The 12407-nt window shown below is 65.4% G+C and carries 11 protein-coding genes; 4 read left to right on the forward strand and 7 right to left on the reverse strand.

The window, feature by feature from the left end; all coding sequences use genetic code 11:
• Nucleotides 1-2: 2 nt before the first annotated feature.
• The 4 genes from AC0Z6F_RS21625 to AC0Z6F_RS21640 all read right to left on the reverse strand — a co-directional run bounded on the left by AC0Z6F_RS21625 (nucleotide 3) and on the right by AC0Z6F_RS21640 (nucleotide 2155).
• Nucleotides 3-473 (reverse strand): F0F1 ATP synthase subunit B, encoded by a 471-nt coding sequence (locus AC0Z6F_RS21625; RefSeq protein WP_012512170.1) that lies wholly within the window; start codon nucleotides 471-473, stop codon nucleotides 3-5.
• A 106-nt stretch (nucleotides 474-579) separates the two neighbouring features.
• Nucleotides 580-885, reverse strand: coding sequence for a F0F1 ATP synthase subunit C (atpE, locus tag AC0Z6F_RS21630; protein WP_005411133.1), 306 nt, complete (start codon nucleotides 883-885; stop codon nucleotides 580-582).
• Between the two features lie 73 nt (nucleotides 886-958).
• Nucleotides 959-1759, reverse strand: coding sequence for a F0F1 ATP synthase subunit A (gene atpB / locus AC0Z6F_RS21635; protein ID WP_006394651.1), 801 nt, complete (start codon nucleotides 1757-1759; stop codon nucleotides 959-961).
• A 30-nt stretch (nucleotides 1760-1789) separates the two neighbouring features.
• Entirely contained in the window at nucleotides 1790-2155 is a 366-nt protein-coding gene (locus AC0Z6F_RS21640) for a hypothetical protein (protein WP_006394654.1), read from the reverse strand.
• A gap of 462 nt (nucleotides 2156-2617) precedes the next feature.
• On the opposite strand from AC0Z6F_RS21640, the gene AC0Z6F_RS21645 reads away from it, so the two are divergent.
• Nucleotides 2618-3436, forward strand: a complete 819-nt coding sequence (locus AC0Z6F_RS21645; RefSeq protein ID WP_012512171.1) for a hypothetical protein — start codon at nucleotides 2618-2620, stop codon at nucleotides 3434-3436.
• A 462-nt stretch (nucleotides 3437-3898) separates the two neighbouring features.
• Here AC0Z6F_RS21645 and lpdA read toward each other — a convergent pair whose 3' ends face one another.
• The 3 genes from lpdA to AC0Z6F_RS21660 form a co-directional block, all read right to left on the reverse strand.
• The gene (gene lpdA / locus AC0Z6F_RS21650) at nucleotides 3899-5707 is read right to left on the reverse strand and encodes a dihydrolipoyl dehydrogenase (RefSeq protein ID WP_100469612.1); all 1809 of its coding nucleotides are present in this window, start codon (nucleotides 5705-5707) and stop codon (nucleotides 3899-3901) included.
• 107 nt (nucleotides 5708-5814) lie between these two features.
• Nucleotides 5815-7527 (reverse strand): dihydrolipoyllysine-residue acetyltransferase, encoded by a 1713-nt coding sequence (gene aceF / locus AC0Z6F_RS21655; protein WP_012512173.1) that lies wholly within the window; start codon nucleotides 7525-7527, stop codon nucleotides 5815-5817.
• Nucleotides 7528-7694: 167 nt separating this feature from the next.
• A complete protein-coding gene (locus tag AC0Z6F_RS21660) occupies nucleotides 7695-8210 on the reverse strand; it encodes a DNA-deoxyinosine glycosylase (protein ID WP_006394728.1) in 516 nt (171 codons plus the stop codon).
• 186 nt (nucleotides 8211-8396) lie between these two features.
• On the opposite strand from AC0Z6F_RS21660, the gene AC0Z6F_RS21665 reads away from it, so the two are divergent.
• The 3 genes from AC0Z6F_RS21665 to glpK all read left to right on the forward strand — a co-directional run bounded on the left by AC0Z6F_RS21665 (nucleotide 8397) and on the right by glpK (nucleotide 12294).
• Nucleotides 8397-9032 carry an OmpW/AlkL family protein gene (locus AC0Z6F_RS21665; RefSeq protein WP_012512174.1) on the forward strand — a complete coding sequence of 212 codons (636 nt, stop codon included), beginning with the start codon at nucleotides 8397-8399 and terminating at the stop codon, nucleotides 9030-9032.
• A 187-nt stretch (nucleotides 9033-9219) separates the two neighbouring features.
• Nucleotides 9220-10701, forward strand: a complete 1482-nt coding sequence (gene glpD / locus AC0Z6F_RS21670) for a glycerol-3-phosphate dehydrogenase (RefSeq protein WP_012512175.1) — start codon at nucleotides 9220-9222, stop codon at nucleotides 10699-10701.
• Between the two features lie 93 nt (nucleotides 10702-10794).
• Nucleotides 10795-12294, forward strand: coding sequence for a glycerol kinase GlpK (glpK, locus tag AC0Z6F_RS21675; RefSeq protein WP_006394869.1), 1500 nt, complete (start codon nucleotides 10795-10797; stop codon nucleotides 12292-12294).
• Nucleotides 12295-12407 lie beyond the last annotated feature (113 nt).

Genomic DNA, 12407 nt, shown 5'->3' on the forward strand with positions numbered 1-12407 from the left:
CCTTAGATCTCCGAGGCCAGCTCGTCGAGCAGCGCCTTGTGGGCGTTGGCGTCGATTTCGCGCTTGAGCAGCTTTTCGGCACCGGTCACGGCCAGCGCGGACACCTGCTTGCGCAGATCTTCACGGGCACGATTGGCGGCGGCGTCGATCTCAGCCTGGGCCAGATCCTTCTGACGGGTGGCTTCGGTGATCGCTTCGGTACGGGCAGCATCAACGATCTGGTTGGCACGCGCGTGGGCCTGATCGATGATCTCGTTGGCCTTGGTGCGGGCTTCCTTCAGCGCTTCGTTGACCTTCTCCTGCGCCTGGGCCAGATCTTTCTGGCTGCGGTCGGCAGCAGCGAGGCCTTCAGCAATCTTCTGCTGGCGCTCTTCGATCGCGTTCATCAGCGGCGGCCAGATCTTGGTCGCGATGATCCAGATGAGACCAGCGAAGGCGAGCGCCTGCGCAAGAAGGGTGAAATTGATATTCATGGTTAGCTCGATCGCTGGTTTCGGGGTGGACGCGCCGCCGAAGCGGCGCATCCGGCCTTCATCCGAAACCGGGTGCATCAGCACCCGGTCGTCTCAAACCGCTGTATCAGCCGGCCAGAGCCTTGGTGACGGCGCCAGCAAAGGCAGCCGACAGCGGGTTGGCGAAGGCCAGCAGCAGGCCGACGGCGACCGAGATGATGAACGCGGCGTCGATCAGGCCAGCGGTGATGAACATGCGCACCTGCAGGACCGGGATCAGTTCCGGCTGGCGGGCGGCCGACTCCAGGAACTTACCAGCCATGATGGCCAGACCCAGACCGGCGCCCAGCGCGGCCAGGCCGATCATGATGCCGACGGCAAGGGCGGTGGAGCTCTGAATCTGCGCGAAGTTGGTCAGGACGGCGAAGTACATGGTTATCTCCAGGAACTTAAGTTGCTAAGGGTGATGAAACGGATGAAGGTTGAAACGCGTTGAAGCTTGAAACTCAGTGAGCGTCTTCCGACAGGCTCAGGTACACGATCGACAGCATCATGAAGATGAAGGCCTGCAGCGGGATCACCAGCAGGTGGAACAGCATCCAGCCGAGGCCGAACGCACCACCGGCAATGGCACCGAAGAAACCGGCACCACCCAGCACCCAGATCAGCAGGAACACGATTTCGCCGCCGAACATGTTGCCGAACAGTCGCATCGCCAGAGAAATCGGCTTGCTCAGCCACTCGACGATGTTGAGGATCAGGTTGAACGGCATCATCCACTTGCCGAACGGCGCCGTCAGGAATTCCTTGATGAAGCCGAGCAGGCCCTTGGACTTCAGCGCGAAGAACAGCATCAGGAAGAACACGCTGAAGGCCATGCCCAGGGTGGCATTGACGTCAGCGGTCGGCACCGGCTTCCAGTAGTGGACGCCCGCCCATTCCAGCGGCTTGGCGATGAAATCGGCCGGGATCATCTTCAGCAGATTCATCATCAGGATCCAGAAGAAGATCGTGATGGCGATCGGCGTCACCAGCTTGCTCTTGCCGTGGTAGGTGTCCTTGGCCTGGCGGTCGACGAACTCCAGGCAGATCTCGACGAAAGCCTGCCACTTGCCCGGCACGCCGGCGGTGGCCTTGCGGGTTCCCAGCCAGAACGCGACAACAATCACCAGGCCCATCAGGACCGCGGTGAGGAAGGTGTCGACGTGGATGTGCCAGAACATACCCTCACCCTTGCCGACCGGCGCGGTCAGGTTGTGCAGGTGATGCTGGATGTAGCTGGTAGGGGTTAGAGCCTCGCCCGCCATGTGTCCGGAACCTTAGTTAATTGAATTCTGTCAACGCCTGGCCATGGCCAGGACCTGGAACATCAGACCGACGGCGATACCGGCCAACAGCGCCAATGCAGGCAGCTTGAAGACCAGGAACCCCACCAGCAGGACGCCGAATACCACCACCCACTTGGCGACGATCGCAATGATCAGGCGAGCCATCGCCGATCCTGCGGCCAGTGCCCCACCGCCCAGTGCCATCCGTGCCGCAACCCAGCCACCGGCCGAAATGGCCACACCGGACGCCAGCGCGCCGAGGGCATACTTCGGACCAACCAGCAGGAAGGCCAGGGCCAGGACAGCCACTGCGGCCAGCGGGTAGACCGCGGCGCGCAGCATCAGTCGCCGACCCGCATCAACGGAGTTCAGCACAGGACGTCCCGCGTGGTTGCAAGTGGAAGGCTGAGGCGACTACAGCAAGGGGGGCCTCATCGAGCCGCCAAATTATAGCAATGGGACAATTTGCGAGACAACCGCTGCCTGTTCATCCCGGGAAGCCGCAAGTTGCGGTAGCGCTTACATTTTTGCGTGCCACCCGGGGGACAATGACGTCCGCGCGATGTTGCAGCGCAGCATTGAACTTTGGTCGCAGGCCACGGAACTTTCGCCGCAGCGTGCCGGTCCGATCTTTCGACCTGCCTGCAGCAACCTCGTCGACGCTTCGCCCCGCAGGTCCCACGATGGCCCCGAAGCCCCGCTCCGGGGCCATCTTTTTTGCATCGTCGCGACAGCGCTGAACCGTGCACATGCCGTGGACCATACGTTCACGGATGGTGGACGGCGCCGTCCGGCACAGTGGTCTTCATTCTGATGAACCACTGCAAGGACTCTTCGATGCGCCCCGTACCCACCCTGCTCGCCCTTTCTCTGCTCGCCGCCGGCGCTTCGTTCGCCACAGCCGCCCACGCCGCTGAAGGCGATGACCGCTTCGCCCTGCGCCTGGGTGCGATGAACATCGACTCGGACAACACCCTTCGCGGCAAGACCAACGTCGCCGGCCAGGACATCGGTTTCTCCGAGGACTTCAAGCTGGGGGGCAAGGAATGGGAGCCGCGCATCGACGGCATGTTCCGCATCAGCAACCGCCAGCGCCTGCTGTTCAACTACTTCAAGTACGACAAGGACCGCCGCGAGACCCTTGGCCAGGACATTTCCTTCGGTGACGTCAACGTGCCGTCCGGCAGCTTCGTCAAGGGCGAGCTGAAGTACCAGGTCGCCAGCCTGGTCTATGACTACTCGGTGGTGGACACCGATACCTTCGACCTCGGCCTGCAGCTGGGTGCCGAGTACGCCAAGGTCAGCAGCAAGGCCTACGCCGATCTGGGTACCGTCTATGAGGGACAGTTCCTCAACGAGAAGACCGACGGCGTCGCTCCGGTGGTTGGTGCGCGCCTGAGCTTCACGCCGTCGGAGAAGTGGATGATCACGCTGCAGGGCCAGTACCTCAACACCCGCTGGGGCAGCTTCGATGACTACAAGGGCGACTTGAGCCGCGCCAACGCCATCGTCGATTACCGCTTCACGAAGAACTTCGGTGTGTTCGCTGGCTACGACTGGTTCAAGCTCGACGCGGACAAGAAGGGCAGCGACGGCACCATCGGCCTGAAGCAGGAGTTCAAGGGCCCTGTGGCCGGCGTCAGCTTCGTGTTCTGATCCCCCGCCCCTTCCACGGCACTCTCTCTCCTGGCGCGGCCTCCGGAACATCGGGGCCGCGCTTTTTCTTTGCATCGTCGAGCAGAGAAGTAGGTTGGTCGAGCGCTGGGGGGAGAGGGGCTTGCGTGCGAATGTCCCCCGGCGCCGGCCTGCGGCCGTCACCTCCTCCTTTACTTCGCACGCAAGCCCCTCTCCCCCCGCGTGTCAGGCATCCACGCGGCCTTTGCAGTGGCAGTGGCTCTACTTTCCGCAAGCCGAGCCGCTGCGCGGGTGGCAGGCATTTCGACAAAGTAAAGGAGGAGGCGACCGCCGCAGGCGGGCGACGGGGGACATTTGTCGAAATGCCTGCCACCCGCGCAGTGGCCCGGACCCTCGCGATGACAACAGCCGAAGACCTCCCCGCAGCCAACAAAAAAACCCCGGCAGAGGCCGGGGCTTTTCGTTCGGAACGGCGCGGGCGCCTTACTTCTTCTTCGGCATGTACAGATCGGTGATCGTGCCGTCGTAGATTTCCGAGGCCATCGCCACCGATTCGCTCAGCGTCGGGTGGGCATGGATGGTGTGGCCGATGTCTTCGGCTTCGGCACCCATCTCGATGGCCAAGCCGATTTCGGCCAGCAGGTCACCGGCATGCACGCCAACGATGGCACCACCGATGATGCGGTGGGACTCTTCGTCGAAGATCAGCTTGGTAAAGCCCTCGGTGCGGCCGATGCCGATAGCGCGGCCGCTGGCGGCCCACGGGAACTTGGCCACGCCGACCTTCAGGCCCTTGGCCTTGGCTTCGGTCTCGGTCACGCCGACCCAGGCGATTTCCGGGTTGGTGTAGGCCACCGACGGGATCACGCGGGCCACCCATTCCTTCTTGTGGCCGGCAGCCACTTCGGCGGCCAGCTTGCCCTCGTGCGTGGCCTTGTGGGCCAGCATCGGGTTGCCGACGATATCGCCGATGGCAAAGATATGCGGCACGTTGGTGCGCATCTGGCGATCGACCGGGATGAAGCCACGGTCGGTGACCTGCACGCCGGCCTTCTCGGCATCGATCTTCTTGCCGTTCGGCGAGCGGCCAACAGCCACCAGCACGCGGTCGAAGGTGCCCTGCGCCAGCGCGGGCGACTGGCCTTCCTCGGCGGCTTCGAAGGTCACGGTGATGCCCTTGGCATCGGCGCTGACGCCGGAGGCCTTGGTCTTCAGGTGCACGTCGATGCCCTGCTTCTTCAGGCGGTCAGCCAGCGGCTTGACCAGGTCCTTGTCGGCGCCCGGCATCAGCTGGTCCATGAACTCGACCACGGTGACCTTGCTGCCCAGCGCGCCATACACGGTGGCCATTTCCAGGCCGATGATGCCGCCGCCGACAACCAGCAGCGAACCCGGCACTTCGGCCAGTTCCAGCGCGTCGGTGGAATCCATCACGCGCTTGTCGTCCCACGGGAAGTTCGGCAGCTTCACTGCCTGCGAACCGGCGGCGATGATGCACTTCTGGAAGCGCAGCAGCTGGGTGCTGCCGTCAGCCGCGGTGATTTCCAGCTCGTTGGCAGAGACAAACTTGCCGACGCCCTGCACGCTGCGGACCTTGCGCTGCTTGGCCATGCCGGCCAGGCCCTTGGTCAGCTGGTTGACGACCTTTTCCTTGTACTGGCGCAGCTTGTCCAGGGTGATGGTCGGCTTGCCGAACTCGACGCCGAAATCACCAGCGTGGGCCACTTCGTCGATGACCGCTGCGGCGTGCAGCAGCGCCTTGGACGGGATGCAGCCGACATTGAGGCAGACGCCGCCGAGGCTGGCGTAGCGCTCGACCAGCACCGTATCCAGGCCGACGTCTGCGGCGCGGAAGGCAGCGGTGTAGCCGCCCGGGCCGGAGCCCAGCACGACCATTTCGCATTCGATGTCGGCCTGCTTGCCGCTGGACAGCGCTGGCTTCGGCGCAGCAGGTTCAGCCGGGGCGCGGTGCGACGGGGTCACCGGCGGCTTGCTGGCCGGAGCGGCCGCTGCCGGGGCCGGCGCGGCGGCCTTGGCCGGGGCTTCGGCGGCACCTTCGGCGTCCAGCACCACGACCACGGCGCCTTCGGACAGGGTGTCGCCCAGCTTGACCTTGATTTCCTTGACCACGCCGGCAGCCGAGGACGGCACTTCCAGGGTGGCCTTGTCCGATTCCAGGGTCACCAGACCCTGATCCTTCTTCACCGTGTCGCCGACGGCGACCAACACTTCGATCACCGGCACATCGCTGTAATCGCCGATGTCGGGAACCTTGACTTCAATCGTGGCCATGGTGGGTTTTCCTCGTGCCCGCCCGGCGGTGCCGGTGGGCTGTCACTGCATCTGTTCACGCGGCCGCGCCAGGGGCTGCGGCCGCACGGTGGGGGCGAAGCGGTGCCTTACAGCAGCACGCGGCGCATGTCGGCCAGTACCTGCGACAGGTACGTGGTGAAGCGTGCGGCCAGGGCGCCGTCGATGACGCGGTGGTCGTAGCTCAGCGACAGCGGCAGCATCAGCTTCGGTGCGAATTCCTTGCCGTTCCAGACCGGCTGGATGGACGACTTGGAGACGCCGAGGATGGCCACTTCCGGTGCATTGACGATCGGGGTGAACGCGGTGCCGCCGATGCCGCCCAGCGAGCTGATCGAGAAGCAGCCACCGCTCATGTCGGCCGGGCCCAGCTTGCCGTCGCGCGCCTTCTTGGCCAGTTCGCCGGTTTCCTGCGCGATCTGCACCACGCCCTTCTTGTCCACGTCGCGGATGACCGGCACGACCAGACCGTTCGGGGTGTCGGCGGCGAAGCCGATGTTGAAGTACTTCTTCAGGGTCAGGTTCTCGCCGCTGGCATCGAGCGAGGCGTTGAACTCCGGGAACTTCTTCAGCGCCGCGGCACTGGCCTTGATCAGGAAGGCGAGCATGGTCAGCTTGATGCCGGCCTTCTCGTTTTCCTTGTTCAGCGCCACGCGCAGGCCTTCCAGGTCGGTGATATCGGCCTGTTCGAACTGGGTGACGTGCGGGATCATCGCCCAGTTGCGGGCCAGGTTCGCGCCGGAAATCTTCTTGATGCGCGACAACGGCTGCACTTCAACGTCGCCGAACTTGCTGAAGTCGACCTTCGGCCACGGCAGCAGGTTCAGGCCACCCCCGGCAGCGACAGCAGCACCGCCGGCAGCCGGCACGCCGCCGCTGAGTGCGGCCTTGACGAACTTCTGCACGTCACCCTTGGTGATGCGGCCACCCTTCTCAGTGCCGTTGATCTGCAGCAGGTCCACGCCCAGTTCGCGGGCGAACACACGCACCGCCGGGGTGGCATACGGCACCTTGGCCGGCAGCACGCCATCGGCGTTGAACTGCACCGGCGGGCTGGTCGGGGTACCGGCCGAGGCGATCTCGCGGGCCGCCAGCTTGTCCGGCTGCGCCGGCACAGCGACCGGCTCGACCTTGGTGGCGGTCTCGGCGGCAGCCGGAGCGGCAGCAGCGGCTGCCTTGGTCGGCGCCGGCACGGCAGCGCCCTCGGCCTCGATGATGGCGACCACATTGCCCTGCGACAGATTGTCGCCGACCTTGACCTTCAGTTCCTTGACCACGCCAGCCACCGACGACGGCACTTCCATGGTGGCCTTGTCGCTTTCCAGCGTGACCAGGCCCTGGTCCTTCTTGACCGTGTCGCCGACGGCGACCAGCACTTCAATGACCGGAATGCCGGAATAGTCGCCGATATCCGGCACCAGCGCTTCAACCGCACCACCGCTGGCAGCCGGAGCGGCCGGCGCAGCTGCGGCCGGGGCCGGCGTGCTCTGGGTGGCAGCGGCCGGCGCTGCGGCCTTGGCCGGTGCCGGGGCGGCAGCAGCCGGCTTGGCAGCCTCGCCTTCAGCCACTTCGATCAGCGCCACGACCTTGCCCTCGGACAGGGTGTCACCGACCTTGACCTTGATCTCCTTGACCACGCCGGCCACGGCCGACGGCACTTCCATGGTCGCCTTGTCGCTTTCCAGCGTCACCAGGCCCTGGTCCTTCTTGACCGTGTCGCCGACGGCGACAAGCACCTCGATTACCGGGATATCGCTGTAGTCACCGATATCGGGGACAAGTGCTTCCTTGATTTCGGCCATGGGGATAACTCCGGCAATCTGGTGTAGGGAAACGTCTATTGTGCGGCCAGCGGGGGCCAGCGCCAACCGTTACAGGTGTTTTCAGTACGCACGCAGCCGGGACACGCTGTTGCCCATGGGTTGCGGCTGCATCCAGTCGGTAGCGTATTGTCCGGACGATGTCCGCTTCATGTCGCCAGTGCGTCGGCCACCGGCTGCCAGGCCAGGCGCAGGCGCGGCAACGACCACGCGGCATTGGCCGGGCTGGTGGATGGCAGCGCCAGCAGCGTCGGCGGGGCTTCCAGGCGGGGCAACACCCAGCGCTGGAATGCCTGCAGCGACGCACCACCGTTGCAGCCGATCAGCTCCAGCTCAGGAAGCGAAGCGATCAGTGCCGGCAGCGCATTGGGCACTTCCGTGCCGCGCACGATATCCGCATCCAGGCTGCCGCGCCGCTCGCACTGGCCGATCACATCCCACAGGCCGACCTTTGCCGCCGCCAGGGCCTGCAGCCGTTGTGGGTAGGCCAGTCCTGCGTCAAAGCCGCAGATATCGGCCAGCAGCGGCCAGAAACGATTGCGTGGATGGGCGTAGTAGCGCTGCTCCTGTAATGACGCAACGCCGGGCATCGAGCCCAGCAGCAGCACCCTGCAATCCGCCTTCACCTGCGCTTGCAGGCCGATGCACAACGTTGCTTCGCTCACATCTTCTCCAACTGCATGAATGCCACTGATGGTCGGAAAGCCCATGAAAACAGGCTTTCCGCTCCAGTCGCTGAACAAGGAAAACTATTTTTTAACGCGCGTCGGATTCGATTCATGTTGGGGCGACTACGGTGTGCTCGCCCCGCAACCGGGGGCCCAAAACAAGAAACATTAGGAGATACCCCCATGCGCTCCATCCGTATCCTGAGTCTCGCCCTGCTGACCTCCGCCGCATTCGCGCCGGCCGCTTTCGCCCAGGACAGCAGCACCACCGATACCGCTTCGGGCAAGCATTTTGCCGTGGTTGGCGGCGTCGCGCTGCTGCAGCCGAAGAACGATCCGATCGACGGCATCAAGAAGGTCGATGGCGGCCCGGCGCCGACCGTCAGCTTCAGCTACTACATCAACGACAACTGGGCCGTTGAACTGTGGGGCGCCGCCGACAAGTTCGACCACAAGGTGAAGGGCCCGAACAACGCCCGCCTGGGCAACGTCGAGCAGCAGCCGGTCGCACTGAGCGGTCAGTACCACTTCGGCCAGGCCGACAACGTGTTCCGTCCGTTCGTGGGCGTGGGCTACTACCAGTCCAGCTTCAGCAATGAAACGCTGGCTGACGGCAGCAGCTCCGACATCCGCCTCAAGGATGCGAAGGGCGTGATCGGCACCATCGGCGTGGACATGAACATCAATTCCACCTGGTTCGCCCGTGCCGACGCCCGCTACATGCGCTCGCGCCCGGACGTGAAGGTCGGCGGCGAGAAGATCGGCGAAGCCAAGATGGATCCGTGGACCGTCGGCTTCGGCATCGGCGCCCGCTTCTGATCCAGGCAGTAACTGCTTCATTGATGTAACGCGACGGGCCCTGCGGGGCCCGTCGTCGTTTCCGTCACCCGCGTTCTGTAGAGTCGACTGTCAGTCGACTGCTTTTTCGATAGCCGAGCATGGCTCGGCTCTACAAGAGCAGTCGACTGACAGTCGACTCTACATACACACAGGATGCGGAGGCGCGATGCACGACGTCGACCTGCTGGTGATCGGTGGTGGCATCAACGGTGCCGGCATCGCCCGTGATGCCAGCGGTCGTGGCCTGCGCGTGCTGCTGTGCGAGCAGCACGACCTCGCTGCGCATACCTCCAGCGCCAGCAGCAAGCTGATCCACGGTGGCCTGCGCTACCTGGAACAGCGCGAGTTCGGCTTGGTACGCAAGGCCTTGGGCGAACGCGAGGTTGTTCGCCGACAGGCTCCTTACCTGGTCCGGCCACTGCGTTTCGTGCTGCCCTGGGAACCGCACCTGCGCCCACGCTGGCTGCTGCGCATGGGCTTGTGGCTGTACGACCACCTGGGGCCGCGCAGCCCGGCCTTCCCCGCATCGGGCGCACTGGATCTGCATCAGGACCCGCTGGGCGCACAGCTCTCGCCATCGCTGCGACAGGCGTTCAGCTATGCCGACGCACAGGTCGATGATGCGCGCCTGGTCGTCCTCAATGCGCTGGATGCCGCGCAACGCGGTGCACAGGTACGGGTCCACAGCCGCTGCGTCGACCTGCGCGCCGAACAAGGCCGCTGGCACGTGACGCTGGAAACAGCCGACGGCCAGCAGCAGGCGGTGATCGCCCGTGCCGTGGTCAATGCCGCCGGTCCGTGGGCAGGCGGCCTGTTGGATCGGATGCAGCCGCGCAGCGCCGGCCCTGCCCTGCGCCTGGTGCAGGGCAGCCACATCGTGCTGCGCCGCGCCTGGCCTGACGACAGTGCCTGCCTGCTGCAGCAGCCCGATGGCCGCGTAGTGTTCCTGCTGCCGTTCGCCCACGACCACCTGCTGGTGGGTACCACCGACACCGACTACCGCGGCGACCCGGCGCGCTGCAACGTGCTGCCTTCCGAGGTCGCCTACCTGTGCGAGGCGGCCAACCGCTATCTGCGCGAACCGATCAGCGCGGCAGATGTGGTCTGGCAGTTCGCCGGCGTGCGTCCGCTGCTGGCCGACCCCGACCCGCGCGCGGCGAAGCTGAGCCGCGACTACCGCCTGCAGCTGCAGGTGGATCCGGCACCGGCTTTGCACATACTGGGAGGGAAACTGACAACCTACCGGGTGCTGGCCGAGGAAGCGCTGGAGCTGCTGCGCCCTGCCCTGTCACAGATGGGAGCGGCATGGACCGCAACGGGAGAACCGCTACCGGGCAGTGACTGGGGTGACGCCGGGCAGGCATGCTCGCGACTGATCGCTTTGGCGCCGTGGTTGCCAGCGGACATCGCGCGGCGCTGGGCCGAAGCCTACGGCAGCCGCAGCGTGGCGTTGCTGGAGGGTGCGCAGAGCATGGCCGATCTGGGCGAGGCATTCGGTGCTGGCCTGCATGCACGCGAAGTGGCGTTCCTGCGCGAGCATGAGTGGGCGCATAGCGCCGAGGATGTCCTGTGGCGGCGGAGCAAGCTGGGCCTGCGGCTGGATGCCGCGCAGGCGGCGCGGCTGCAGGCGTGGATGACGCAACGGTAGCGCCGGGCCATGCCCGGCGGATCACGGTGACGCCGGGCATGGCCCGGCGCTACCGATGCATTAGGATTTCCCAATCGCTACCGGAGACGCTGCATGACGCCCCGCTACGTGCTGGCCATCGACCAGGGCACCACCAGTTCGCGCGCGATCCTGTTCGACCGTGCCGGCGACATCGTCGGCAGCGCGCAGCGCGAGTTCGCGCAGATCTTCCCGCAGCCGGGCTGGGTCGAACATGACCCGCGCGAGATCCTCACCAGCGTCTATGCCACGCTGACCGAACTGCTCAGCCGCGGGCAGATCGACCCGCGCCACATCGCCGCACTGGGCATCACCAACCAGCGCGAAACCACCGTGGTCTGGGACCGCGCGACCGGCCAGCCGATCCACAACGCCATCGTCTGGCAGTCGCGGCAGAGCCACGCCATCTGCGAACGGCTGAAGTCCGAAGGACATGAGGCGCTGGTCCGTGAGCGCACCGGCCTGCTGATCGATGCCTATTTCTCCGCCACCAAAGTGCGGTGGATCCTCGACCACGTAGAGGGCGCGCAGCAGCGTGCCGAGCGCGGCGAGCTGCTGTTCGGCACCATCGACAGCTGGCTGGTCTGGAACCTGAGCGGTGGCCAGGCGCACGTGACCGACTACAGCAATGCCGCGCGCACCCTGCTGTTCAACATCCACACGCTGGACTGGGACGACGACCTGCTGGCGCTTCTGGACATCCCGCGCGCGATGCTGCCGCAGGTACGCGACTCCAGTTCGGTGTACGCGCACACCCGGCCGCAGTTCTTCTTCGACCATCCGATTCCGATCGCCGGCATCGCCGGTGACCAGCAGGCGGCGCTGTTCGGCCAGGCCTGCTTCCAGCCGGGCATGGTCAAGAATACCTATGGCACCGGCTGCTTCATGCTGATGCACACCGGCGCGCAGGCGGTACGCTCGCGCAATGGCCTGCTGACCACCATCGCCTGGGGCCTGGACGGGCGCGTGGAGTACGCGTTGGAGGGGTCGATCTTCGTCGCCGGTTCCGTGGTGCAGTGGCTGCGCGATGGACTGCGCATGATCGAGCGCGCCGGCGACAGCCAGGCGCTGGCCGTGCAGGTGCCCGACAGTGGTGGCGTGTACCTGGTGCCGGCGTTTGTCGGCCTGGGTGCACCCTACTGGCGCAGTGACGTACGCGGGGCGATGTTCGGCCTGACCCGTGGCACCCACAAGGCCCACTTCGTGCGCGCGGCACTGGAGGCGATGGCCTACCAGACCCGCGACGTGCTTGATGCGATGCAGTCCGATGCCGGCATCGCGCTGACCGAACTGCGCGCCGACGGCGGTGCGATCGGCAACGACTTCCTGGCCGGGTTCCAGGCCGACATCCTCGGCGTACCGCTGCTGCGGCCGCGGCTGACCGAAACAACCGCCCTGGGTGCGGCCTATCTGGCCGGGCTGGCGGTGGGGTTCTGGACCAGCCGCGAACAGATCGCCGCGCAGTGGGGGCTGGACCGGCGCTTCGAGCCGCAGATGGAAGTGGCCCGGCGCGAGAAACTGTATGCGGGATGGCAGCAGGCCGTGGCGGCCACCCTCGCCTTCCACGTGGATTGAGGGCGGTAGCGGAAGGAAAAGACACAAGCAAAAACCACCCACCCTAACAAACACAACAGTCAAAACCACCCCAAACACCCGCACAACCCCCAACCCCACCCTTTCCCTACTGG

The organism is Stenotrophomonas sp. 1L-E-5-B-C3 (assembly GCF_057292075.1).